This is a genomic window from Photobacterium sp. CCB-ST2H9 (genome assembly GCF_023151555.2).
Classification (GTDB): Bacteria; Pseudomonadota; Gammaproteobacteria; order Enterobacterales; family Vibrionaceae; genus Photobacterium.
This window is the reverse complement of sequence record NZ_CP100425.1, coordinates 3,333,511-3,359,949: the sequence shown is the minus strand read 5'-3', so window position 1 is coordinate 3,359,949 and position 26,439 is coordinate 3,333,511. Positions and strand designations below refer to the sequence as shown.

19 protein-coding genes are annotated in these 26,439 nt (G+C 55.8%); 3 read left to right on the top strand and 16 right to left on the bottom strand.

What is annotated here, in order from left to right; genetic code table 11:
* Window positions 1-7: 7 nt before the first annotated feature.
* The 12 genes from L4174_RS15435 to L4174_RS15380 form a co-directional block, all read right to left on the bottom strand.
* Window positions 8-1,963 (bottom strand): PTS mannitol transporter subunit IICBA, encoded by a 1,956-nt coding sequence (locus L4174_RS15435; RefSeq protein ID WP_248144343.1) that lies wholly within the window; start codon window positions 1,961-1,963, stop codon window positions 8-10.
* Between the two features lie 554 nt (window positions 1,964-2,517).
* Window positions 2,518-2,814, bottom strand: coding sequence for a DNA-binding transcriptional regulator Fis (gene fis, locus L4174_RS15430; protein ID WP_027254108.1), 297 nt, complete (start codon window positions 2,812-2,814; stop codon window positions 2,518-2,520).
* Window positions 2,815-2,836: 22 nt separating this feature from the next.
* A complete protein-coding gene (gene dusB, locus L4174_RS15425) occupies window positions 2,837-3,802 on the bottom strand; it encodes a tRNA dihydrouridine synthase DusB (protein WP_248144342.1) in 966 nt (321 codons plus the stop codon).
* Between the two features lie 155 nt (window positions 3,803-3,957).
* The gene (gene prmA, locus L4174_RS15420) at window positions 3,958-4,842 is read right to left on the bottom strand and encodes a 50S ribosomal protein L11 methyltransferase (protein ID WP_248144341.1); all 885 of its coding nucleotides are present in this window, start codon (window positions 4,840-4,842) and stop codon (window positions 3,958-3,960) included.
* Window positions 4,843-5,000: 158 nt separating this feature from the next.
* Window positions 5,001-6,461, bottom strand: coding sequence for a sodium/pantothenate symporter (gene panF / locus L4174_RS15415; protein WP_248144340.1), 1,461 nt, complete (start codon window positions 6,459-6,461; stop codon window positions 5,001-5,003).
* Complete coding sequence (locus tag L4174_RS15410) at window positions 6,454-6,735, bottom strand: YhdT family protein (RefSeq protein WP_248144339.1); 282 nt, start codon at window positions 6,733-6,735, stop codon at window positions 6,454-6,456. Before L4174_RS15410 ends, panF begins: the two co-directional genes overlap by 8 nt.
* 210 nt (window positions 6,736-6,945) lie before the next feature.
* Entirely contained in the window at window positions 6,946-8,289 is a 1,344-nt protein-coding gene (gene accC / locus L4174_RS15405) for an acetyl-CoA carboxylase biotin carboxylase subunit (protein ID WP_248144338.1), read from the bottom strand.
* An 11-nt stretch (window positions 8,290-8,300) separates the two neighbouring features.
* Window positions 8,301-8,765: an acetyl-CoA carboxylase biotin carboxyl carrier protein gene (accB, locus tag L4174_RS15400; protein ID WP_248144337.1), complete on the bottom strand. Its 465-nt coding sequence runs from the start codon at window positions 8,763-8,765 to the stop codon at window positions 8,301-8,303.
* A 23-nt stretch (window positions 8,766-8,788) separates the two neighbouring features.
* On the bottom strand, window positions 8,789-9,241 hold the full coding sequence (gene aroQ, locus L4174_RS15395) for a type II 3-dehydroquinate dehydratase (RefSeq protein ID WP_248144336.1): 453 nt from the start codon (window positions 9,239-9,241) through the stop codon (window positions 8,789-8,791).
* 504 nt (window positions 9,242-9,745) lie between these two features.
* Window positions 9,746-11,695 carry an acetate--CoA ligase gene (gene acs / locus L4174_RS15390; RefSeq protein ID WP_248144335.1) on the bottom strand — a complete coding sequence of 650 codons (1,950 nt, stop codon included), beginning with the start codon at window positions 11,693-11,695 and terminating at the stop codon, window positions 9,746-9,748.
* An 88-nt stretch (window positions 11,696-11,783) separates the two neighbouring features.
* Window positions 11,784-12,497, bottom strand: a complete 714-nt coding sequence (locus L4174_RS15385; RefSeq protein ID WP_248144334.1) for a 3'-5' exonuclease — start codon at window positions 12,495-12,497, stop codon at window positions 11,784-11,786.
* A gap of 24 nt (window positions 12,498-12,521) precedes the next feature.
* A complete protein-coding gene (locus tag L4174_RS15380; RefSeq protein WP_248144333.1) occupies window positions 12,522-14,342 on the bottom strand; it encodes a DUF294 nucleotidyltransferase-like domain-containing protein in 1,821 nt (606 codons plus the stop codon).
* A 302-nt stretch (window positions 14,343-14,644) separates the two neighbouring features.
* Here L4174_RS15380 and L4174_RS15375 point away from each other — a divergent pair, with 302 nt between their 5' ends.
* Both L4174_RS15375 and L4174_RS15370 read left to right on the top strand, forming a co-directional pair.
* Window positions 14,645-15,817 (top strand): 3-phenylpropionate MFS transporter, encoded by a 1,173-nt coding sequence (locus tag L4174_RS15375; RefSeq protein WP_248144332.1) that lies wholly within the window; start codon window positions 14,645-14,647, stop codon window positions 15,815-15,817.
* Between the two features lie 117 nt (window positions 15,818-15,934).
* The gene (locus tag L4174_RS15370) at window positions 15,935-19,396 is read left to right on the top strand and encodes a hybrid sensor histidine kinase/response regulator (protein ID WP_248144369.1); all 3,462 of its coding nucleotides are present in this window, start codon (window positions 15,935-15,937) and stop codon (window positions 19,394-19,396) included.
* Between the two features lie 183 nt (window positions 19,397-19,579).
* Here the strand turns inward: L4174_RS15370 and L4174_RS15365 are convergent, their stop codons facing one another.
* Both L4174_RS15365 and L4174_RS15360 read right to left on the bottom strand, forming a co-directional pair.
* Entirely contained in the window at window positions 19,580-21,283 is a 1,704-nt protein-coding gene (locus L4174_RS15365; protein WP_248144331.1) for a sodium:solute symporter family protein, read from the bottom strand.
* Between the two features lie 14 nt (window positions 21,284-21,297).
* Window positions 21,298-21,564: a DUF4212 domain-containing protein gene (locus L4174_RS15360; protein ID WP_248144330.1), complete on the bottom strand. Its 267-nt coding sequence runs from the start codon at window positions 21,562-21,564 to the stop codon at window positions 21,298-21,300.
* 415 nt (window positions 21,565-21,979) lie between these two features.
* On the opposite strand from L4174_RS15360, the gene L4174_RS15355 reads away from it, so the two are divergent.
* Window positions 21,980-23,719, top strand: coding sequence for a potassium/proton antiporter (locus L4174_RS15355; protein WP_248144329.1), 1,740 nt, complete (start codon window positions 21,980-21,982; stop codon window positions 23,717-23,719).
* A gap of 22 nt (window positions 23,720-23,741) precedes the next feature.
* On the opposite strand, the gene L4174_RS15350 is transcribed toward L4174_RS15355, so the two are convergent.
* Window positions 23,742-24,380, bottom strand: coding sequence for a response regulator transcription factor (locus L4174_RS15350; protein ID WP_248144328.1), 639 nt, complete (start codon window positions 24,378-24,380; stop codon window positions 23,742-23,744).
* Between the two features lie 138 nt (window positions 24,381-24,518).
* Window positions 24,519-26,375 carry a protein-disulfide reductase DsbD gene (locus tag L4174_RS15345; protein WP_248144327.1) on the bottom strand — a complete coding sequence of 619 codons (1,857 nt, stop codon included), beginning with the start codon at window positions 26,373-26,375 and terminating at the stop codon, window positions 24,519-24,521.
* Window positions 26,376-26,439: the final 64 nt, after the last annotated feature.

The window sequence follows — 26,439 nt, the reverse complement described above, 5'->3', positions numbered from 1 at the left end:
CACTGCCTCAGGCTGCTTCTTCGCTGGCAAGAATGCTCAGCACTTCTTGCACGTCCTGCGTCCGTTTGAGGCGCTCAATGGCCTCTGGATCATCCAGTGCATTGGTGATGGTTGTAATCACTTGAATATGTTCATCATTTTTGGCGGCGATGCCGATCACCAGATGGGCGATGTCATCTTCGTCTTCGGTAAACAGGACGCCGTCCGGGTACTGGCAAATGACGATGCCGGTTTTGATCACGCGGTCCTTGGCCTCGACCGTGCCGTGCGGCACCGCAATGGACTCGCCGAGATAAGTGGGGACCAGAGCTTCACGGTCGAACATGGCATTCACGTAATCTGGTTCGGCATAGCCCAGTTTCACCAGTTGTTCACCGGCGAAGCGGATGGCTTCTTCCTTATTTGTAGCTTTCAGTCCCAGATGAATATTGTCGGCCTGGATCTGGAACACTGTGGGTGGTTGCGGTGCCAGTGAATCATCGTTGGCTGCCACCGGGGTCAGCTTGACCAGTGTCGGGTCATTGGCGGCATCCGGACTGCTGGCGGCGATAATCCGGGTGATCAGATCGTTATAAACCTGACCGTCCAGGAAGTTGGTCAGTGAAATATGACAGGCATGCGGAGCGTGCTTGCGGGCACGTTCCGTCAGATCCCGGTGTGTGATCACTACATCGACATCATCCGGCAGGTTATTGATGGCACTGTTGGTGACCTCAATATTCAGTCTGGCTTCATTCACTTTTTTGCGCAGCAGACCGGCACCCATGGCACTCGACCCCATGCCGGCATCACAGGCCACAATTATACGGCGCACTTGGCTCAGTTCTGCCCCGGAAGACTGTTTTGCATTGACCGTGGCCTTGCCTTCAGAGGATTTACCGGATTTCATGGCCTTCATTTTTTCACTGGCTGCTTCCAGCGAGGTACCGTCATCTTCGTCGGTCACTTTCTGGGTTTTCAGCAGGAGTGACGCAACCAGGAAGGATACGCTTGCCGCTGCTGCAATGGAGCACAGGACACCGACCATGGAAGACTTCGGCGCCATCAGCATGACAGCAAAGATTGAGCCAGGTGAAGCGGGAGAAACCAGACCTGCGTGGAACAGGGTCAGGGTGAAAACCCCTGTCATCCCGCCAGCTATGGCGGCCAGGATCAGGCGCGGGTTCATCAGAATATACGGGAAGTAAATCTCGTGGATCCCACCGAAGAAGTGAATGATGGCAGCACCCCCGGCGGTTTGTTTTGCCGTGCCGCGACCGAACATGATGTACGCCAGTAAAATACCAAGCCCAGGACCCGGGTTGGCTTCAATCAGGAAGAAGATGGACTGGCCTATTTCATTGGATTGCTGGATTCCCAGCGGCGAGAAAATGCCATGGTTAATCGCATTATTCAGGAAGAGGATCTTCGCCGGTTCAACGAAAATTGAGGTCAGGGGTAACAATCCGGCATCCACCAGGAAGTTCACACCTGCTGCCAGGCCACCGGAGAGAATCTTCACGAAAGGGCCGATCAGGAAGAAGGCAATAATGGCACAGATCATACCAATGATACCGGCGGAGAAGTTATTGACCAGCATTTCGAAGCCGCTTTTGATTTTGCCTTCCACGGCTTTATCAAAGTGCTTAATGGCCCAGCCGCCCATCGGGCCGACAATCATGGCCCCCATGAACATAGGAATATCGGTACCGACAATCACACCCATCGTGGTGACGGCACCGACGACAGCGCCCCGGTCGCCACCAACCAGTTTACCGCCGGTATAACCAATCAGCAGCGGCAGCAGGTAGGTGATCATCGGGCCAACCAGCTTGGCGATCGTCTCATTTGGCAGCCAGCCGGTCGGAATAAACAGTGCGGTGATAAACCCCCAAGCGATGAATGCACCAATATTGGGCATCACCATGTTGGAGAGGAAGCGACCAAAATTCTGTATCTTGATCTTGGTGTCTGGTGATATCATGACCTTTCCCCGTTTGATGTTCAGTTTTAAGTTCTGTTGTGTGGATAACGGTTCGCCAAAACCGTCGATTGCTTCGTACCCAATCAATCTACCACAGATCCTGAAAACCAAACTGATGACGGGGGTTTCGTGACTCCCGTCTCTTTTCTTAGCCCATCCCCACCAAATTATTGTGATCCCAGCATCATTCCGTCGCTGTAATTCCCTTACATTACTTGAGTTTTAAAATTGTCAAATTAATTTTAGGTGATCGGCACCTCAATTGCTGACTGTTGCTATTTAAACTTTTAGTGATAAAAATCACACAATTGATATTTCCTGGATGGGGTGAGCGAATCTAGAGTGATGTGGATCACTGCTGGGTTTTTGTTTGAAGGGCGAAATAAATAGGGGTTATTTACGCAGAATCGATTTGTAGCAAAATTACAGGGCAGGTGATTGGCTGGAGCAGGAAGTAGAATCGATTGTTGGTGCTGGTGACAGGGAGTTCATAAGAAAGGGGTTCCTGCGTGAACAGGAACCCCTTTCCGGAATAAAAGCTCAACCTGCAGCTTTTAGTTCATACCATACTTTTTCAGTTTCTTACGCAGGGTACCGCGGTTGATGCCCATCATGGTTGCAGCGCGGGTTTGGTTACCGCGGGTGTACTGCATGATGGTGTCCAGCAGGGGTTGCTCAACTTCTGCCAGTACAAGCTCGTACAGATCATCGACGTCCTGACCATTCAGCTGGGCGAGATAGTTCTTTAGCGAGGCTTTGACGGAGTCACGCAGAGGCTTCTGAGTGATTTGGTCTTGAGAAGTGACTGTAGTCACTGTAAGTGCTTCGGAAGTCAGATTTTGTTCGAACATATTCTGTAAGCTCTTCTGGTATTTATGCAACGTTGTCGAAGTAGCCTTGCAGCGCATCGAGCTGCTGTTGGGCATCCTCGATAGCGTTGAAGGTCCGGCGGAAATCACCTGCAGAAGCCTGTTCTTTGAGGTACCAAGACACGTGTTTGCGTGCAATGCGTAGCCCCTGGTACTCCCCGTAAAAGGCGTGGAGTGCCTGTACATGCTCCATCAGAATGCTGCTGACTTCTTCAAAAGAAGGCGCAGGCAAGTGTTCCCCGGTTGTTAAGTAATGTTGGATTTCGCGAAAAATCCAGGGTCTGCCCTGTGCAGGGCGACCAATCATCAAGGCATCGGCCCCGGTATAATCCAGGACGAAGCGTGCTTTTTCCGGCGAGTCGATATCACCGTTCGCAATCACAGGAATCGACACTGCCTGTTTCACTGCCTTGATGTAATCGTATTCCGCTTCCCCTTTGTACATACAGGCTTTGGTTCTGCCGTGCAGCGCCAGGGCCTGAATGCCACAGTGTTCAGCGAGCTGTGCGATCGCGACACAGTTTCGGTTCTCTGTATCCCAGCCGGTCCGTGTTTTGAGCGTCACAGGGACGTCCACGGCGTTGACCACGGCCTTGAGGATATCCTCGACAAGATCCGGGTACTGCAGCAGGGCAGAGCCTGCCAGGCGTTTGTTTACTTTCTTCGCCGGGCAACCCATGTTGATATCGATGATCTGAGCACCATGCGCCACGCTGAAGCGGGCGGCATCGGCCATTTGCTGGGGATCTGCCCCGGCAATCTGTACCGAACGGAGGCCAGACTCACCTTCATGCACCATGCGGTTGAGCGACTTGGCAGTTTTCCAAACGTCTGGGTTTGCAGACATCATTTCGCTGACGGCCATACCTGCGCCGTGGCGCAGGCACAGTTCCCGAAACGGACGATCGGTCACGCCCGCCATGGGGGCGACAATTAACGGGTTGTCTAATTGATAAGGACCGATCTTCAACGTCTGTTCCTGACTATGCCAGTAAGGGCGCGCATTTTACGCATTTTTTGTGGTGCTGAAAAGGCCAATATTTGAGCATTCCTGAATTGGGGGCTAAAAGACCATGGAATTCAGTGAATTGCTCAGAAATTGGCCAATGGACAATTTTGTCCAGATTAGCCTTTTTGGCCTGAAATCCGGCACCATTCTTCACGGGCGGCAATCGGATCCAGCGTCAGTTCATCGCTGTAGTGGCTGGCCACGTCTTCTGCCTGACTTTCCAGCACACCGGAAATTGCCAGCAGGCCGCCGTCCCGGACCAGGCTCTTGATCACCGGCGACAGTTCGCGCAGCGGACCAGCCAGAATGTTGGCGACCACGACATCTGCCTGCAGATTTTCCGGCTGTTCAGCCGGGAGGAACAGTTCCAGACGCTCAGCGACACCATTGCGTTCCGCATTGTCACGGGAAGCCAGGATGGCCTGCGGATCGATGTCGATCCCAATCACTTTGGCCGCGCCCAGTTTCAGCGCAGCAATCGCCAGAATGCCGGAGCCACAGCCGAAATCGATCACGGTTTTTCCGGTCAGATCCTGGCTGTCCAGCCACTCCAGACACAGTGAGGTTGTCGGGTGGGTCCCGGTGCCGAACGCCAGGCCCGGATCCAGTAATACATTGACTGCATCCGGTTCAGGGGCTTCACGCCAGCTCGGACAGATCCACAGGCGGGTTCCGAATTTCATCGGGTGGAAGTTATCCATCCACTCGCGTTCCCAGTCTTTGTCTTCCAGCTGCTCGACTTTACAAGCGAAATCGTCGGCCAGCAGGGGGCTGTTTTTCAGCAGGCTGAGCACCATGTCCATATCGCTTTCTGCGTCATACAGGCCGACGACATCCGTATCGCCCCAAAGGCGGGTTTCACCCGGCAGTGGCTCGAAGACGGGGGTGTCATGGGCATCCAGAAAAGTGACCGACAGGGCACCGGTTTCTTCCATCAGCAGATCACCAATGGCTTCTGCATTGGCGGCGGTGGCATTCAGTTTCAGTTGAATCCAAGGCATGGGTACATTCGCTTTCAAAGGGACTGTGGTTCAAGGCCGCGGAGTGTAGCACGAAAAGTAGTCAGTCCGCATCAGCTTCCTGATACGCACGGCAGGGGATGCTGGTTCGAGATGAAAAAACAGCACCAAATGGCGCTGTTTGATGACTGTATAGTGGATCAGACCTGAGGCTGTAAGTCTGGCTGCCGCGCAGGCCAGGCATAACTGCCAGCCACAAAGCTGAACAGACCCACCAGCAGCGTCGGGACGATGGCATGCATCCCGCCGAGATCCGGTTTGAAAACGGACATGGCCGTGTAGCAGCCCAGCCCGGCCACCATGGAAGCAAAGGCACCTGCGGCTGAGGCTTTCTGCCAGTACAGCCCCAAAACCAGCGGCCACAGGAAGACGGCTTGCATGCCCCCGAACGCCAGCAGGTTGAGCCAGATGATCATGTCTGGCGGGTTGGTTGCTGCGACAAAAACCAGCACGGAAAAAATGCCGGTCACCCAGAGGGAAAGTTTCGGCAGTTTTTCGGTGATATCCGCCTGCTGTGCTGCTTTCGGGTTGATGTAGTTGAGATAAAGATCTTTGAGCAGTGTGGCGGATGCCTGGATCAGCTGGGAGTCGATGGTCGACATGATGGCTGCCATCGGACCGGCCAGGAAAATACCCGCCACCACTGGTGGCAGGACCGTCATCATCAGCGTCGGCATGATCTGATCCGGAGTGGCGATGTCCGGCACCAGCGCCCGGCCCAATGCACCGGCCAGATGCATACCCAGCATCAGAAAAGCCACCATCACGGTACTGATCACCATACCCTGATGCAGGGATTTGCTGTCTTTGTAAGACATACAGCGTACAGCGGCGTGAGGCAGGCCGATGACTCCGAAGCAGACCAGCACCCAGAAACTGAGCATAAAGGGCTGCGACAGAAAGTTGTCTGGTCCGTAGGGAGAAATCAGTGCCGGATCAATCTGATGCAGCGTTGTTACCAGTTCACCGACGCTGCCACCGGTATGAATAATGCCAGCCAGCAGCGCCAGTGTCCCGATGATCATCATGATGCCCTGAAGGGTGTCGGTCATCACCACGGCCCGGAATCCGCCAATGGTGGTGTACAGCCCGACGGTGGCGGCAAAGATCATCAGTCCCTGTGAATAAGACAGACCGGTGACGGTTTGCAACAGCCGGGCGCCGCCGACAAACTGAACCACCATGGTGCCGAAAAATGCCAGCAGCAATGCCAGAGAAGCAAAAATCACCACCCCACGATTCTGGTAGCGGGCGTAGAGCATGTCATTCAGGGTCAGTGCGTTGTGCTTGCGGGCTTCGATGGCAAATTTCTTCCCCAGTACGCCCAGTGTCAGCCAGGCGGCCGGGAGCTGAATCATCGCCAGCAGTACCCAGCCCAGTCCCATTTTGTAGGCCGCACCAGGGCCGCCGATGAAGGAGCTGGCACTGGCATAGGTTGCGGCAAGGGTCATGGCGAGCACAAAGCCGCCCATGCTGCGGTTCCCCAGCAGGTATTCACTCAGAAAGCCGCCGTCTTGCTGTCTCTGGCGCCGGGTGAAGTATGCTAGCGCAAACACGGCTACAAGATAGAGGATGAGCGGGATCAGCAGTTGGTTATTCATCGGCATTTTCCTCATCAACATCAAGCGGCATATCCTGATAGATGTATTTCACCATCAGGGCGCACAGTAGGGTAAAGAGTACCGGGCCAGCCAGGCAGGCCAGCAGGAACCAGAGCGGAAAGCCCCAGTACAGTTCAGGGAGGGTGTCCCGGGCTGAGTCCGGCGCAAAGAAATAGGCGGAGCAATACCACCACAGGAAGTAGGCAACAGCCAGCCCCAGTGCCCATCTGGCTTCTCTGTGTGCCTGTTGGTAACGGGTAGAAAGTGTCTTCATACTGAAGTTCCTGTCGGTCCGTGTTTCGATCTTAAATGTCGGGAAATGGCGTCGAAACCGGCTCAGAAGTCTGTAAAAAAGGGTTTAACGATCAAGAAAGGGCATTATTGTGTCAAATGATGTCAGGCGGTGCCAGAGGCGTTGTGCAGGAAGTTGAGGAAAAACAAAGGCTGCCCGGAGGCAGCCTGAATCGGTGGAAAACTGAGAGGCTTATTGCAGGCCCAGTTTTTTCTCCAGATAGTGGATGTTGGCGCCACCATGCTGGAAGTTCTCGTCTGCCATGATGTCTTTCTGCAGCGGAACGTTGGTTTTGATGCCGTCGATGATCATTTCGTTCAGGGCATTACGCATACGCGAAATAGCCACGTCACGGTTCTCACCGTAAGCAATCAGTTTACCGATCATAGAATCGTAGTGCGGCGGTACTGTGTAGCCAGCGTAAATGTGGGATTCCCAGCGAATACCCATACCACCTGGCGGGTGGAAACGCTCGATCTTGCCCGGAGACGGCAGGAAACGCACCGGATCTTCAGCATTGATACGGCACTCAATCGCGTGACCACGCATGTGAATGTCGCTCTGGCTGAATGACAGCGGCTGACCGGCAGCAATACGCAGCTGCTCTTTGATCAGGTCAACGCCGGTGACCATTTCAGTCACTGGGTGCTCAACCTGAATCCGGGTGTTCATTTCAATGAAATAGAACTCGCCGTTTTCGTACAGGAATTCAAACGTACCTGCACCGCGGTAACCGATTTCAAGGCATGCGCGGGTACAACGCTCACCGATGTACTTACGCATTTCTTCGGTGATGCCTGGTGCCGGAGCTTCTTCAACCACTTTCTGGTGACGACGCTGCATCGAACAGTCACGCTCACCCAGGTGGATTGCGCCGCCCTGACCATCAGCCAGAACCTGAACTTCGATATGGCGTGGGTTTTCCAGGAATTTCTCCATGTACACCATATCGTTGTTGAATGCTGCTTTGGCTTCTGCACGGGTCATCGCGATGGACTGAACCAGATCCGCTTCTTTGCGGACAACGCGCATACCACGACCGCCGCCGCCGCCGGAGGCTTTGATGATTACCGGAAAACCGATGCGCTTCGCGATTGATTTGTTTTTCGCTTCATCGTTGCCCAGCGGGCCGTCAGAGCCCGGTACGCAAGGTACACCGGCCTTCTTCATCGCGTTGATTGCAGAAACTTTGTCACCCATCAGGCGGATAGTTTCCGCTTTCGGGCCGACGAAGATGAAGCCTGAGCGTTCAACCTGCTCAGCAAAGTCAGCATTCTCAGACAGGAAGCCATAACCCGGGTGGATAGCAACCGCACCGGTGACTTCAGCCGCACTGATAATGCGTGGAATATTCAGGTAGCTGTCCGTACCACGCGCAGGGCCGATACAGATCGACTCGTCTGCCAGCAATACGTGTTTCAGATCGCGGTCAGCGGTGGAATGCACAGCCACCGTTTTGATCCCCAGCTCTTTACAGGCACGCAAGATACGCAGGGCGATCTCGCCGCGGTTTGCGATGACTACTTTATCTAACATAAGCGCCCCAGTTACTCGATGATAACCAGTGGTTGATCGAACTCAATCGGATCACCGTTTTCAGCCAGAATCGCAACTACAGTACCGGCTTTATCAGCTTCGATTTGGTTCATCATCTTCATCGCTTCAACGATACACAGGGTATCGCCAACGTTTACGCTCTGACCCACTTCAATGAATGGCTTCGCTTCCGGGCTTGGTGCACGGTAGAAAGTACCGACCATTGGTGACAGAACTTTGTGGCCAGCAGGCTCAGCAGCGACAGGTACTGCTGGTGCAGCCGCTTCAACTGGTGCCGCAGGTGCCGGCGCAGCAACAGGCGCTGGTGCTGCAGCGTAAACGTGCGCAGGAGCAACGTGCGCAGCAGCAGAGGTGCGGCTGATGCGTACGGACTCTTCACCTTCAGAGATTTCCAGCTCAGAGATGCCTGATTCTTCTACCAGTTCGATAAGTTTCTTGATCTTGCGAATATCCATGTATCTGTTCTCTTTATGTTTGTTCATTGAGCGTTCTGAAGGCGGCGCACGGCTGCCTCCAGGGCGAATTCATAACCATCCGGACCCAGGCCGCAGATCACACCGACTGCCTTGTCTGACAGATAAGAGTGATGGCGGAAAGGCTCGCGGGCGTGCACATTAGACAAATGTATTTCAATAAACGGGATCGCCACCCCCAGCAGCGCATCGCGGATGGCGACGCTGGTATGGGTATAGGCGGCCGGATTGATGAGGATAAAGTCCACCTTGCCATGGGCCTGGTGGATGGCCTCAATCAGTTCGTGTTCTGCATTGGACTGCAGGTGATCCAGTGTCACGCCCAGATTCGTGGCTTGGGCACTCAGGTTTGCGACAATCTGATCCAGCGTCTGCTGGCCGTAGTGGCCGGGCTCTCGCAGTCCCAGCAAATTCAGATTGGGTCCGTTCAGTAGTAAAATACGGTAATTAGTCGACATATTCAGTTATCTATACTCGTTCTTGACCTGTTCTTGCCGAATCAAGTGTCAAAGCACAAAAAAACTGTGACTTTGCTTCCTTTCATGCAAACCATCACGGCTTTTAACCTGTTTGTCGCTCAATTATAGAGAATTCAGCGCAATTCGCAGCAAAATACTGGTCTAATCACCGCTTTTTTGACCTTACACCTGTACGCAGACGGCTTGATTTGCGACGTGTTGCCTTCATTTTCACCGACGCTTCAGTAAGATAGCCACCTGATGACGCCCACTTAGAACATAAGCGGCCAATCGCGTTGAATCTTAATCGGTTTTGCTGAAAATCACGGCAGAATGCTGCAGGTTCCAAAAAGTTACTCTGCAATCCTGTCTGACAGCGGAGGGCTGCGGAGAGTTCCCGGACTGAATGCGGGATGCGCGGAGAAACAGGCTTGAATTGCGGTGTTCGGGGATAAAAAAGCCGCCTGACGGCGGCTTGAACGGAGCTCGGTGTTGAGATTGGGGTCAGACGACCTTTTCTTTCTCCGCAATCAGTTTATCAACCACGCTTGGATCGGCCAGAGTCGAGGTATCACCCAGTGAACCGGTGTCCCCGGTGGCGATTTTGCGCAGAATTCGGCGCATGATCTTACCGGAACGGGTTTTCGGCAGAGCATCGGTCCAGTGCAGGAAGTCTGGCGTTGCGATCGGGCCGATTTCCTTCCGTACCCAGTCTTTCACTTCTTTATGGAGCTCGGCGGTCGGTACCACACCATCGTTCAGCGTGATATAAGCGTAAATGGCCTGTCCTTTGATGTCGTGAGGAACCCCCACGATGGCTGCTTCTGCGATTTTATCAAAGGCCACCAGCGCTGATTCGATTTCCGCGGTTCCCATCCGGTGACCGGAAATGTTCAGCACATCATCCACACGACCGGTGATCCAGTAATAACCGTCCTCGTCACGGCGTGCGCCGTCTCCGGTAAAGTACATGCCTTTAAAGGTCGAGAAGTAAGTCTGTTCAAAGCGATCATGATCGCCCCACAGCGTGCGCATCTGTCCCGGCCAGCTGTCCAGGATCACCAGATTGCCTTCGGTGGTGCCTTCAAGAATATTGCCCATATTGTCGACCAGCGCAGGCTGCACACCAAAGAACGGACGGGTTGCTGAGCCCGGTTTCAGTGCCGTCGCCCCCGGCAGTGGTGTGATCAGAATGCCGCCGGTCTCAGTTTGCCACCAGGTATCCACAATCGGGCAGCGGCTGTCGCCGATGGTCCGGTGATACCATTCCCAGGCTTCCGGGTTTATCGGCTCACCCACAGAACCCATAATGCGGAGTGAGGAGCGGTTTGTGCCTTCAATGGCTTCATTGCCTTTGGCCATCAGCGCACGGATCGCCGTTGGTGCGGTATACAGGATATTGACCTGATGCTTGTCAACGACTTCGCTCATGCGTGCTGTGGACGGATAATTCGGTACCCCTTCGAACAGCAGGGTCGTGGCGCCGTTTGCCAGCGGACCATAAACCAGATAGCTGTGGCCGGTGATCCAGCCCACATCGGCGGTACACCAGTACACCTCGCCTTCCTGATAATCGAAGACGTATTTGAAGGTCATGGTGGCATACACCAGATAACCGCCGGTGGTATGCAGTACACCTTTCGGTTTGCCGGTTGACCCTGAGGTATAGAGGATAAACAGCGGGTCTTCCGCATTCATCGGCTCAGGTTCACATTGCGCAGGCATATTTGCAGTGGCTTCATGCCACCAGACATCACGGTTGCTGTCCCATGCGACCGGATTGCCGGTACGCTGGAAGACCACAACTTTCTCTACACTGTCGACTTCCGGATTTTTCAGGGCGTCATCAACGTTCTTTTTCAGCGGCACAATACGGCCGCCGCGGACACCTTCATCCGCAGTCACCACGACTTTGGCTTTTGAGTCAATGATCCGACCGGCCAGCGCTTCCGGAGAGAAACCCCCGAAGACAATGGTGTGGACTGCCCCGATCCGGGTACAGGCCAGCATTGCGACCGCGGCTTCTGCGACCATCGGCATGTACAGGCACACCACATCGCCTTTTTGTACGCCCTGTGCTTTCAGTGCGTTGGCGAACAGGCAGACCTGCTGATGCAGTTCGTTGTAGGTCAGGGTAGCATCGTCGCTTGGGTCATCACCTTCCCAGATGATGGCGGGCTGATCGCCACGGGTGGCCAGGTGACGGTCAAGGCAGTTGGCTGAGACGTTCAGAGTGCCGTCTTCAAACCAGTTGATGCTGACATGGCCGGTATCGAAAGAGGTTTGTTTCACTTTGGTGTAAGGGGTGATCCAGTCAACGATTTTGCCTTGCTCGCCCCAGAAGGCTTCCGGGTTAGTGACAGACTGCTGGTACATCTCGCGGTATTGCTCTTCCGTGATATGAGCCCGCTCAGCAATCTGCTGGTTGACAGGGTAAACGTGAACCTCACTCATTCTATTCTCCTTGTGTTTCCGTCATCGTCCTGAGCGGACCGGATCAATCGCTTTCTCTTAACTTGTGCCAGATTGCGTACTTCCTCAATTAGACTTTAGGATGAGTGTGCGCTGTCATGACTTTTTCTCCGGTTTTACACTGGGTTGCATCGTGCCGGGCGGACGGGTTCGAAAAAAACGGCGGCGATGTCAGGCTCGGCAGATCCCCGTGTTTCAGCCGGACATAAATCAGTGCGGCAGTGATACTGTCCTGAAGGGCATCATGCCGCTCACTCTGAGGCAGATCCAAATGACGGCTGATGGCTTCCAGACTTAAATCATAGCTGGTATTGGGTAACTGGCGCTCCAGCTGTTCATGGTACAGGTGACTGACCTCTACCAGCCGGTTGGGCAGGGTAAAACCAAACAGCCGTCGGAAATAGCGGTCAAGGATCGTCTTGTCATACCGGATATGGTAGCCAACCAGGGGACGGTTTCCGATAAATTCCAGAAGCTGGGTCAGCGCTTCCTGAGCGTCCAGCCCGTGTTTCAGATCCTGATGACGCAATCGGTGGATCGTGACGGAGTCGGCATTCAGACTGTCGGGCGGGCTGAGCGTCAGGTGCAGCGACTCGCTGGTCAGGATCCGGTTCGCACGGATGCGGGTGGCCGCAATTGAGACCAGTTCAGCGCTGGCCGGGTCCAGGCTGGTGGTTTCACAGTCGAGCGACACCAGCTCTTCACCGCGGTAACGTTCAAACAGGGCTTTGATTGGATGTTGGCGGAATTTGTACTGATACCACCAACGACGCAGTATATTCATGTGTTTCTCACCGTAATCCGGCTATCAGTCCCTGAGCTGGTAATGATAGCTGAGCCATTCCTTGAATTTTTTCACCACGTGCAGACTGTGGCGTAAGACATCCCGTTCAGCCCGGCTCAGAGCGGCCAGATCCAACTGGTGCTGCTGACCGGCAGTCAGGGTTTCATCGTTGAGACTGAGCTGCTGCCTGAGTCTGAGCCGGATAAACAGCTTCAGGGCCTCACTCAGGTTTGAGGCCGTGGTCGGTTCCAGAACCTTGCGTTGCTCGAGGGCGGTCAGGCGGCTGAAGGTATTGGTTTCAGCCACGTCATATTCCAGTGCCAGAGTCCGGACACCATGCACAATCGGAAAGATGCCGCCGCGCTTGATATCCGGCCCGTGTTTGCTGCGTTTGATCTGGCCGAACAGAGTCAGGGGAACGCTGAATTTCATGGCTGGACGGGCAAAGGTCGACAACAGTAACTCCTGGCTGGCCAGCTGATGGTGCAGCGCCTGTTTCACCGGTTCCAGTAACTTCCGGTTGCCGGCGACGGCCTGGGCGTCAGCCAGAATCGCCAGAGTCATCATCGCGTTTTCATCGCCCTGGTCACAGCATTGCCGGATGGTTTGCTGCCAGCCGGAGACGCTGTGCACCCACTCCGGGTTACTGACCATGACCTTGCCCGGACAGGCCGGATAGCCAAGCTGGCACAGGGTGTCACTCAGGGTCGTCATCACGGTGTGGGCGTCGGGCCAGTCAACGCCGTCAGTGAGGATCAGGGCATTGTCCTGATCGGTTTTCAGAATCTGTTCCCCGCGACCTTCCGATCCCAGGACCAGCAGGCAGCATTGTTCCTGACGATCCGCCGGGACCACCAGCTGGAAAGCTTTCTCGATTATCTGTTCATTGATGCTGGCAATCAGCGCCATGACAAAGCGGGTGTGGATGCCGTTGTTAAACAGGGTTTGCACCAGAGAGGGCTGACTTTCCGAAGCCAGGGCCAGTTCTTCAATGCTGGCGGCCCGGGCAATGCGAAGCGCCAGCACATGGGAATGGGTGGAAAACAGACTCAGAACCTGGGTCATATCCAGCATCCCTGCGATGTCTTCCCCCTGAGTGATCAGCACTCGTTTCACCCGATGCCGGGTCATGGCAATCATGGCATTGAACAGATAATCCCCCTGTTCAATGCTGATCACCGGTGTGGTCGCAATCTGGCTGACCGGCGTACTGGTAGCTTTGCCGTCCAGCATCACGGCATGCAAAAGATCGGTCCGGGTTACGATGCCGAACCTGTGCGGCGCGCTGTCCGGCAGGATCACAAAGGCAGCATCACTGTTTTGCTGGCGCATCCGGGCTGTCGCGGTATGCAGATCGGTGTCTGCGCTCAGCATCAGGCAAGGCTGGATGTTATCGGGGCGGATGCGGGTCAGAATGAATTCGGCCAGATTCGGCTGGCGGTGGGCCTGCTCCAGCAACTGCTGACGGGTCGCCAGATTGGTATCGAAATAGGCCGCGAAATCCGGGTTCTGCTGATAAAACTCGGCAAAAATCGGTTGCGGGAGTAGGTAGCACAGGGTGTCTTCAACGGCCCGGTACTGGTGACGGCTGTGGCCGCTGAGCTGCGCCCGGACGTCAAACAGATCGTCTGTGGTGTAGTGGGCGAAATGTTCCTGCTGATCGGCAGAAGTTTCCTCAACGCTCCCTTTCATGATGATATGCAGTGACTGACAGTCAGCTCCGGCATGAATGATCACTTCCCCCGCACGAAAATAGGCGACATCCAGGGCATTGACCAGCCGGGATTGCTGGCTGAGATCCAGACGATCAAAGGGGATCAGCGTCGTGTTGAAAGGTTGCGGCATGGCATTCTCGCTCCGTTAGGCTGCCCTGGTTTCTCGGCAAGGGGGTTCGGAACAGGTTTCGGCACGGCACGGTCGGCATCGGTTGACTGGTAATTGCTTTGCCGATAACTGGTTGCCGGTAATGGACAGCCTCTGTGAAGCAGTGTCGCCCAGCCGCGGCAATTGCTCCAGCCGACTTTAGTCTAGCGCACCGTCTGGTGCCTGTTGGCGGGTTGTGACATTCCTCGGAAACAGGCTTTCCTGCGTTGTGCCCAGCAGGCATACTGTCTGCTGTTTTTTTGAATGCAGCAGGAATGTCGGGAATGTTGAGAAGTAGCCCATTTGGCTGGACGGCGCAGTATATGTTCGGCTTTTATTTTAACTATGGCGTGTATTTACCGTTCTGGGCGGTCTGGCTGGATGCCCTGGGTATCCCGGCCGGAGACATCGGCCTGCTGCTGGGACTGGGACTCGGGGTGCGCTGTTTTGCCAATATGGTGCTGACACCGCGGATTCACCGCGTGGAGCACTTGCTGCCCGCCTTGCGCTGGCTGGCTTTGCTCAGCCTGATCTGCTGTGCCGCATTTGTCATGGTCAGCGGTAACCTGCTCGCTCTGACCGTCGTGATTGTGTTGTTTAACCTGCTGGTCGGCCCGGTCATTCCGCTGTCCGACAGTCTGGCCAATTACTACGCCAAAGAGGGACATTTAGACTATGGTCGAACCCGGTTATGGGGCTCGATTGCCTTTATCGTCGGTTCGACCATTGCCGGGCTGGCTGCCGCAGAACTCGGGTCTCAGGTGATTCCCTGGGTGGCGATGCTTGGGTTGGGGGCTGCACTGCTGTTGTCACTGCGCCAGCCGACGGTACTGCCCGCTGAAGCGGAGGCCCAGCGGATGGCGAGGCCGCCGCTGACGGGCTTTCTGCGCGACCGCCGGGTGATCCGTTTTCTGCTGATTGTGGCGTTGCTGCAGGGCAGCCATGCGGCGTATTACAGCTTTAGTGCCATGTACTGGAAGTCGATTGGTTTCAGCGAGGCAATCAGCGGTTACCTGTGGAGTTTCAGCGTGGTGGCTGAAATTGCCGTATTTGCGCTGAGCAAGCGGCTCTTTGCCGGCTGGAGCGTGGCGGCCATGTTCCGGCTGGCCGCCGCAGGTGTGCTGCTCCGCTGGGGACTGACGGCGACCATGACAGAGCTGCCGATGCTGGTGCTGACGCAGGCATTGCACGGGGTGACTTTTGCCGCCGCACATCTGGCAGCGATTCGCTATATTCAGCATGCGGAAAGCCATCAGATGGTCGCGCTGCAGGCGCTGTACAATGCCTTGCCGCTTGGCGCCGTGATGGCCGCTTTGACCACCCTCAGTGGCTGGGGTTACGGCTGGTGGGGCGCCGATGTGTTCTGGCTGATGGCGCTGATGGGGCTGCCTGTGCTGCTGATGAAGATTGATGAAACACCAGCGGAGCACGCAGCACCGGTCAGAGAAGCCGTGTAAACTCTGAGGGTTGATCGCTGGCGTCATGTGGCACGCCAGCCAGCCGTTTACCTCAGTGAGCGTTTAGTTCGGCCCCGGATTCGGACCGGAATCAAGGAAGACAGACAGGGAGATCTGATGGAGCAGGGATGGATTGTGGTGCCGGTATCGCTGGCTTATCTGGGACTATTGTTTCTGATTGCTTGGTACGGCGATAAACACACCGGGTGGATGTCTCGCTGGCGGCCCTGGATCTACAGTCTGTCGATTGCGGTGTACTGCACTTCCTGGACGTTCTACGGCACGGTCGGGCAGGCCAGCCGTGATCTGTGGTCATTTTTGCCGATTTATCTGGCCCCGATTCTGGTATTTACCTTCGGCTGGCGGGTGTTTGCCCGGCTGATTCTGATCGCCAAGCGCGAGCACATCACTTCAATTGCCGACTTCATTGCTGCCCGCTACGGTAAGTCACAGGGACTGGCGGTGCTGGTGACCCTGATCGCGGTGGTCGGCATCCTGCCTTATATTGCCCTGCAACTACGGGGAATCACCATGGGACTGGCACAGGTTGCCCCGGAGCTGACCCGCAGCGGTGGCCTGAATGATGGCGATATCGCCTGGCTGGTCACACTGGCGCTGACGGCCTTTACTGTGCTGTTCGGGACCCGTCATTTGGATACCACGGAACATCATCGCGGCATGATGATGGCCGTGGCTTTTGAGTCGCTGATCAAGCTGGCGGCTTTTCTGGTGGTGGGGCTGTTTGTCATGCTGCTGTGGTGGGAGGTGCCGGCGCTGGAGCTGGGCCGGCTGGATGAAGCCTTGCTGCCATCTATGGATTTAAATGTGGGCAGCTTCATCATTCATACGCTGCTGACTATGACCGCCATTATCTGTCTGCCCCGGCAGTTTCACACCACTGTGGTTGAAAATACCCACGCGCCGGACCTTCATCTGGCCCGCCGCGTCTTTCCGGTGTATCTGCTGCTGATGGGCCTTTTTGTCATCCCGCTGGCGTTGGCCGGGAAGGTGCTGCTGCCGGGCGTGTCGGCGGACACCTATGTGATTAACCTGCCGCTGCTGCAGGGAGCCGACACCATTGCTTTGCTGGCGTTTCTGGGGGGGACTTCGGCGGCCAGCGGCATGGTGATCGTCTCAACCATCGCGCTGGCGATCATGGCTTCGAATGATCTGGTGCTGCCGCTGCTGCTGCGACGGCTGCGGGTGTCCGGCCGTAACCATGCGGCTTTTTCCGGTTTACTGCTCAACATCCGCCGGGCGCTGATCCTGTTGTTGCTGCTGGCTGCCTGGGGTTTCCATGAAGTGCTGGATGAAATCGAATCGCTGTCGGCAATCGGTCTGCTGTCGTTTGCGGCGATCGCCCAGTTTGCCCCGGCTCTGCTGGGCGGGATTTACTGGCGCGAAGGGAACCGCAACGGGGTGTATGCCGGGATGCTGGGCGGCAGTGCGATTTGGGTGATCACCCTGATGAGCCAGACCGGGATGCTGGCCGGTACCGCGGAAACCAACCTCCTGCTCTGGCTGCTCACCCCGCCGTCCTGGCCGGTATTGCGTGAGCTGACCGTGGTGGACTGGGGGATGCTGCTCAGTCTGCTGTTCAACCTGGTTCTCTATGTGGTGGTGTCCATGGTGACCCGCTCATCGCTGACCGAGCGGCTGCAGGCCGCGACTTTTGTCGGAGCGCCGATGCCGGAGGCGGACGATGCCCGGCTGTATCAGGCCCGGGTGACGGTTTCTGAGCTGGAAATGCTGGCGGGCCGATTTGTCGGTCGCAAGCGGGTACGCCATGCCTTTACCCAGTTTGCCCGTCAGCATCAGAATGAATTCCTGCCGCAGCAACAGGCACCGGCTACGCTGATCCGTCATACCGAGCGGGTACTGGCCGGGGTCTTCGGGGCCTCTTCTGCCCGGCTGGTGCTGACCTCGGCGCTGCAGGGGCGAAACATGCAGCTGGAAGAAGTGGCGACCATTGTGGATGAAGCCTCTGAGCTGTTCGATTTCAGCCGTGGCCTGTTACAGGGCGCGATTGAGCACATCAGTCAGGGAATTGCGGTGGTCGACAAGCAGCTCCGGCTGGTGGCCTGGAATCAGCGCTATCTCGAGCTGTTTTCCTTTCCGCCGGGACTGATTCAGGTCGGACGGCCGATTGCGGATGTGATTCGCCATAATGCCCGTCAGGGACTGTGCGGGCCGGGGGATCCGGAACTGCATGTAGAAAAACGGGTCCAGCACCTCAAGCGCGGCACAGCGCATACGTCATCCCGGATCCGGCCGGATGGCCGGGTGATCGAAGTGCAGGGCAATCCGATGCCCGGCGGTGGTTTTGTCATGAGTTTTACTGACATTACCGCCTTCCGTCAGGCCGAGGAAGCGCTCAAGGAAGCCAATGAGAACCTGGAAGCCCGGGTCCGGCAGCGCACGCAGGAGCTCGAACAGCTCAACCGTCGTCTGGTGTCCGCAACCCAGCAGGCAGAACAGCAGGCGCAATCGAAAAGTAAATTCCTGGCAGCGGTCAGTCATGATCTGATGCAGCCGCTCAATGCCGCACGCCTGTTCTCGTCGTCACTGAGTGAAGTGGCGAAAGATGAAGAAAGTACCCGGCTGGCCCATCACATTGAAAGTGCGCTGGGCGCTGCGGAAGATTTGATAGGCGATTTGCTGGATGTCTCGCGGCTGGAGGCAGGCAAGCTGCAGGTGAATGTGCATGTCTTCCCGCTCAGCGATGTGCTGGATAACCTGAAAGCGGAGTTCAGTGCGCTGGCCAAACAGCAGGGAATTGATTTCGCAGTGGTCGACAGCAAGGCGCTGGTGCATTCGGATCCCAAGCTGTTGCGACGGGCGTTACAGAACTTCCTGACCAATGCCTTCCGGTACAATCCGGGCGGTAAGGTGTTGCTGGGCGTTCGTCGCCACGGCAGCCAGCTTCGCATTGAAGTGTGGGACAACGGACCGGGGATCCCGGCGGAGAAGCAGGCCAATATTTTTGATGAGTTCACCCGGATTGACCGGGGGCGGGGAGAGCACGGGCTCGGCCTCGGACTGGCGATTGCCCGCGGGATCAGCCGGGTACTGGATCATCCGTTGTCGCTGCGTTCCTGGCTGGGAGAGGGAACGGTATTCTCGTTGTTTGTCCGCCGCGGGCTGGCCGTTCAGCTCCCGAAAACAGCAGAGGCGGTGACTCCGATCCAGTCGCTGCCGCTGTCCGGCACCCGGGTACTCTGTGTGGATAATGAAAAGGATATTCTGACCGGGATGGAGAACCTGCTCAGCCGCTGGGGCTGTGAGGTTCGTCTGGCTGAGTCGGTATCCGCCGCGCTGGCGCAGTGTGAGCAAGATTGGGTGCCGGATGTGATTCTCAGTGATTATCACCTGGCGCAGCAGGAAACCGGGCTGGCAGTCTTGGAACAATGCGAAGCGAAACTGGGCCGGGTTTTCAATGGCGTGGTGATCAGCGCAGACCGGATGCCGGAAACACAGCAGACCATCCGCAGTAAGGGGTTCGCCTTTATCAGCAAGCCGGTGAAACCGCTCAAGTTGCGTTCGTTGCTGAATCAGTACGCGCAGGCCAGGATCAGCTAAAGTTTGCTGCGCTGGCGGGAACCCGTGTTTCCGTTTGCGCTGTTTTGCGACTCCGGACGGGTCAAGCCATAAAAAAACGGAGCCGTTGAGGCTCCGTCCGTACTCAGTCTATGCTCCGTTAATACAGGCGGGGTTTCCCCCATTTCTGCGACTGAGTGTTGTGTTGACCCTGATCGTTCTGAATCAGTGGCTGTGCGCTTCACCGGCACCTTTCGGATAACGGATGGACTCCACCAGCTCCTGTACATCATCCGGTACTTCTGCGGTGAATTTGTTCACCACAATCGACACGGCAAAGTTCACACACATGCCCAGTGTACCGATGCCTTCCGGGCTGATGCCGAACCACCAGTTGTCCGGAGTACTTGCCGCAGGGTTGATGAACTTGAAGTAGATGATATAAGCCGCGGTAAACAGAATACCGCTCAGCATCCCGGCAATTGCGCCTTCTTTATTCATCTTCTTATAGAAGATACCCATGATGATGGCCGGGAAGAAGGATGACGCTGCCAGACCGAAGGCAAAGGCCACGACCTGAGCCACGAATCCCGGCGGGTTAATCCCCAGATAACCGGCACCTACGACAGCCAGTGCGGCACCAATCCTGGCAGCCATGAGCTCCTGTTTGTCGGTCATATCCGGTTTGAAGCCCTTCTTCAGCAGATCGTGCGACACTGACGTTGAAATCACCAGCAGCAGACCTGCCGCCGTTGAAAGCGCCGCTGCCAGACCACCGGCTGCCAGCAGGGCAACAACCCAGTTCGGCAGTTTGGCCAGCTCAGGACTTGCCAGGACGATGATGTCACGGTTGATGCTCATTTCGTTACGCGCATCGCCGGAGTAGAACATTTTGCCGTCGCCGTTTTTATCCTCCCAGGTCACCAGGCCGGTTTTCTCCCAGTTGGTCACCCAGCCTGGGGCCTGCTCCGCCGCCACACCCTGCATGTCTGGACCATTGATGGTTTCAAACATGTTGATCCGGGCAAATGCAGCCACAGCAGGCGCTGTGGTGTACAGGAAAGCGATGAACAGCAGTGCCCAGCCAGCGGAGATACGGGCGTCTTTCACGCGAGGCACAGTGAAGAAACGGATAATCACGTGCGGCAGACCGGCCGTACCGACCATCAGGGCGGCAGTGATAAAGAACACGTCCACCATGCTCTTCGAGCCGTCAATGTAGGAGGTAAAGCCCAGTTCGGTGCTCAGGCCTTCCAGTTTGTCCATCAGATACACATCCGTGCCGCTGATGGTGGAGCCAAAACCAATCTGAGGGATGGCAGAACCCGTCACCATGATTGAGGTGAAGATTGCCGGAACCATGAAGGCGAAGATCAGCACGCAGTACTGAGCTACCTGCGTATAGGTGATACCCTTCATGCCGCCCATGACCGCGTAGAAGAAGACAATCGCCATCCCGATCACGATGCCGATGTTAATATCAACTTCCAGGAAACGGGCAAACACCACGCCCACGCCGCGCATCTGTCCTGCAACATAAGTGAAGGAAACAAAGATAGCACAGAACACAGCAACCATACGGGCGGTGCGGGAGTAGTAACGATCGCCGATGAAATCCGGCACGGTAAACTTACCGAACTTGCGCAGGTAAGGTGCGAGGCAGAGTGCCAGCAGGACGTAACCGCCGGTCCAGCCCATCAGGTAAACACCACCGTCATAACCGGCAAACGAGATGATCCCGGCCATGGAAATGAAGGAAGCTGCAGACATCCAGTCTGCCGCAGTGGCCATGCCGTTCGCGACCGGGTGCACACCGCCGCCGGCCACGTAGAATTCACTGGTTGATCCGGCACGGGACCAGATCGCAATGCCGATATAGAGTGCGAATGACAGCCCCACCAGTATGAAGGTCCAGGTTTGAATATCCATGAGTGATGACTCCCTTAATCCTCGTGAACGTTGAACTTGCGGTCCAGCGCATTCATCTTGTAGACGTAAATAAAAATCAGCGCCACAAAGACATAAATGGAGCCCTGCTGTGAGAACCAGAAACCGAGCTTAAAGCCACCCAGCTGGAACTGATTGAGAGCATCCACAAATAACACACCTGCCCCGTATGACACGAGGAACCAGATGGCAAGCAGGGAACCCATAATGGTCAGGTTCTCCTTCCAGTAGGCTTGCGCTTGTTCCTTGGATTCAAACGCCATGGTTTTCTCCTTCCTATGGTCAGTCATTTTCGGTTAAAAAAATGTTACCTGATGACAATAGCAAGCTTCTGAACAGGGGACATTGCAACTTTAGTCGGGCAAAAAAACACCGAAAGTCATCTAGATTTAAAGTGTTAGTGATAGATATCAATAAAACCCGGATGTTAATTCAGTGTTAAGTTAGCCAAAAGTATTAGGCCGGACAGCTCGTTGTTTTCAAGCGAGAGGCCATTGGTTTTCCGACGATTCGGTGGTGAAAAAATATTTTTTCAGCGGATTGAGCGGGGCGAGGCGCGAATTTGTTTACAGATAGTTTTCCAAAGGTCGCTGTATTTTAGGGCAAAATATACAGGCGCCCGTTTGGTACACTGGGTGACGAAAAAAATTCATAACAACAATAACTGATGGAGGATGAGTGGACGCGATTTCAATTAACAGCTTTTTTCTGGTTGGTGCGCTCCTGATTGCTTTGAGTGTTCTCCTGAGTCCGGTCTCTTCCCGATTAGGGATTCCGATTCTGCTGGTGTTTCTTGCTGTCGGCATGCTGGCTGGTGAAGATGGCCCGGGTGGTATCTTATTTGATGATTATTCGCTGGCGTACCTGGTCAGCAACCTGGCACTGGCGATTATTCTGCTGGATGGCGGGATGCGGACCCGGGTGGCCAGTTTCCGGGTTGCTTTCTGGCCCTCGGTCACGCTGGCAACCGTTGGGGTTGCCATTACGACTTTGCTGACGGGCCTGATGGCCATGTGGCTGTTCGATCTGGCGCCGTTACAGGGCATTCTGGTGGGCGCAATTGTCGGGTCAACAGACGCTGCGGCAGTGTTCTCGTTGCTGAAAGGCCGCAGCCTGAACGAGCGGGTCGGTTCAACCCTGGAAATTGAATCCGGGACTAACGACCCGATGGCGGTGTTTCTGACTGTCACGCTGATTGCGGTACTCAGCAGCCAGGGAACCGAATTCAGTGCCGGCTTTCTGGCCCTGAGCTTTGTGAAGCAGTTTGGCATTGGCACCTTGCTCGGACTGGCAGGAGGCTGGGTGTTGTGGCGGGTGATTAATCGCAGCCAGTTGCCGGAGGGCTTGTATTCGATTCTGGCCGTCAGTGGCGGTCTGATCATTTTCGCGGTTTCGAACGCGCTCGGCGGCAGCGGGATCTTGTCGATTTATCTGGCCGGTCTGCTGCTGGGGAATCGCCCGACCCGGGGCCGCCATTCGATTCTGAACGTGCTGGATGGTATGACCTGGCTCAGTCAGATCGGGATGTTCCTGGTGCTGGGCCTGCTGGTCACGCCGTCGAATCTGCTGGCGATTGCCCTGCCGGGGCTGGCACTGGCCTTCGGAATGATTCTGTATGCCCGTCCGATTTCGGTCTGGATCGGTCTGCTGCCGTTTCGCAGTTTTACCGCCCGTGAGAAATGGTTCATTTCCTGGGTCGGGCTGCGTGGCGCGGTGCCGATTATTCTGGCGGTGTTCCCGATGATGGCGGGGCTGCCCAATGCCCAGTTGTATTTTAATCTGGCGTTTTTCGTGGTCATGGTCTCCCTGATCCTTCAGGGGGGCACGCTGACCAAAGCTATGGCACTGGCGAAAGTGGAATTGCCGCCAAGACCGGAGCCGGTCTCCCGGACCGGGGTGGAAATTTTTCCGGCCTCAGAATGGGAGCTGTTCGTCTATAAGATGAAGGCTGATAAATGGTGTATCGGTGAGCCGCTGCGCAACCTTTTCCTGCCGGAAGGCACCCGGATTGCAGCCGTTTTTCGCGAGGAAGGACTGATGCACCCCTCGGGCAGTACCCGGCTGGAAGAGGGCGATATCCTCTGCGTGCTGGCTCAGGAAAAAGATCTGGAAGCGCTCAGTCAGCTGTTCAGTGAAGCACCGGAAAAAACAGAGCTGGTTCGCTTCTTTGGTGACTTTTTCCTGGATGCCGAGGCCCGGCTGGTTGATGTTGCCGTGGCTTACGGCCTGGAACTCGACGGCGTTGATCCGGCACTGACCCTCAAAGCGCTGGTGATTCAGCATTTGGGGACGAATCAGGTGCTGGGGGATAACTTCGAGTGGAACGGTCTGTACTGGGTGGTCGCCGATGTGGAAGACTGGCAGGTCACCAAAGTGGGCTTACGCCTGCCAGAGGAAGAAGAGGACGTTGCCTCCTGAAACACGACGAGTGAGTCATCACTCACTCGTCGCTGAGTTCGTTTAACAGAATCACGGCCTGAGTGCGGTTTTTGACCCCGAGTTTGCGGAAAATGGCGGTCATGTGGGCTTTGATGGTGGCTTCCGACACATTGAGTTCGTAGGCGATTTGCTTGTTGAGCAGGCCATCAGACAGCATACACAGTACCTTGTACTGTTGCGGCGTCAGGGTTGCAATTCTGGCTGCCAGCGCATCCATTTCGGGGTTGTCTTCATCCTCGCCGATCCCCGGCGGGAAGCAGGGCTCACCCTCCAGCACCTGATTCAGTGCGCTGATCAGGGCGCGCATATCACTGGATTTTGGAATGAAGCCGAATGCCCCGTGATGACGGACCTGCCGGATCACTGAGGCTTCTTCGTTGGCAGACACGACTACCACCGGCAGTTCCGGGTACTGGGCCCGCAGTTGAATCAGGCCGGACATGCCGTTGGCGCCGGGCATTTTCAGATCCAGCAGCACCAGATCAACATCGGGTTCTTTTTCAAGCAGCGTTAACAGGGTATCGAGGGAGTCTGCTTCCAGCAGATTCGCCTTACTGACCGCCATGTGCACGGATTGAAACAGTGCATTGCGGAACAGGGGGTGGTCATCGGCGATGACGATTGTGTACTGAGCGTCCATGGCATTGAGTGTTTAGTTTTTGTTAACGCTATCACTGCCGGTCAGACAGATCAATTTGTTCGCCCCCAAGTTACGAACTGGATCCGTTCCCGTTCGCGACTTGGGGGTGTTTTATGTCATTGGGGAATGGTTTTCTGCTTATTGACCAATGAGTTGATTCGATTTCAGGTGATCAAGGAATGGCTCGGCTTCCATGAAACCGGTCAGGCGGGCCTTGGCGGCCTGTTCGCCGTCCGCATGCCAGAAGTCCAGCGTCGGCAGGCCCAGGACATTCATTTTTTGCAGCAGCTTGATATCGTCCGGCTTACTGTCGGTCACATCGGCCTGCAGCAGGATAAAGCGCTGGAGTTCAGGCGCGACGCTGGCATCGTGGAAGGTGTACTTGTCGAATTCTTTACAGGCCACGCACCAGTCAGCATAGAAGTCCAGCATGACTGGTTTTCCTTCGGCTTTGGCCTGGGCCAGGGCTGTATTCAGTTCGTCCATACTGGACACGCGCTTGAAGGTGATCTCAGGCAACTGAGCGGCTTGTTGCTGTTGTGACCCCGTCAGCCCCTGATAAACCGGTAAAAGAGACCCCAGTAATCCCACAATAGCGAGGATACCGAGCAGGCTGCTGCGCCAGGAGTGGGTCATGCCCTGTTTGACATGATACAGCCAGCCAAACACAGCCACACCAAAGATGGCCCACAGATAAGGCATCAGGTTCGCCGGAAGGATGCGTTCCAGCAGGAACAGCGGTACGGCCAGCAGTACAAATCCGAAGAAGATTTTTACGCTGTTCATCCACGCACCGGCTTTCGGCAGCAGACGGTTGCCGAACATGGCAGCCAGGATCAGCGGAATCCCCATCCCGATCGCCAGCGCATACAGAGCCACGGCACCGGTCAGTAAGTCTCCGCTCTGGGCGACGTAAATCAGAGCACCGGACAGCGGCGCTGTGGTGCAGGGAGAGCACACCAGACCGGAAATGGCGCCCATCGCAAATACACCGCCGAGCTGGCCGCCGGATTGCTGGTTGCTGAGCTGGCTCAGCCAGGTCTGGACACTGGAGGGCAGTTGCAGGGTGTAAGTCCCGAACATCGACAGCGCCAGCAGCACGAAGAGTGCGCTGAGGCCGATCAGGACGTAAGGATGCTGTAACGCTGCCTGAAACTGAAGTCCGGCCGAAGCAACCACTAACCCCAGCAGGGTGTAAGTCAGCGCCATACCCTGAACATAAGTGAAGGCCAGGGTAAAAGTACGTCCGTTACTGAGCTGACCGCGGCCCAGTACGATGCCGGTCAGGATCGGATACATCGGCAGCACGCAGGGCGTGAATGCCAGCCCGATACCCAGAGCCAGAAACAGCAGCGGCGTCCACCACTGCTCGGCCAGATCGCTGGCCAGCTTATCCTGCTGGCTGACCGGGGCGCTGGTCTCGGCTGTGTTTTTCTGGCGCTCACCTGAATGGTTTTGAATGCTGGTGTCAGTACTTACTATCAGATTGGGTTTGACTGGCGCTGCGCTGGCTGTTGCGGTACCGGCAGCAGCGGCGACCGCAAAGAGCGGTACCTCACGGGTTTCCGGCGGGTAACAGAAACCGGCCTTGGCACAGCCCTGATAACGCACGGTCAGCGTGGCATTGTCACCCGCCTGAACAATCGGTACTTGGAGGGTCAGCGGCTCGGGATAAATGGTGACATCACCGAAGAATTCATCTTTGTAGGGCGTGCCTGCGGGCAGACGGATATCGCCGACGGTTGCTCCGCTGGCGGTGACGGAAAGCTGATGCTGGTAGAGGTAATAACCCGGTCTGACCTGCCAGTCGAGCACCAACTGGTCGTCGTTCTGGGAAAAGTTAAACGCAAAAGCCTGATCAACCGGGACGAAGCTGTTCTGGCTGGAAGGCTCTGTCAGTCCCGGCAGCGAAAACTCAGCTCGTAACGGCAGGCTGAGGAACAGCAGGAAAAAGACAAACAAACGTGTGATACGCAGGTGTCGCAGTATAGTCATCGGATTCTGGCTCATGATCAGTCTGAATATTGCCGCCTGAGAGCGGGTTGCTCATCAGGCGACT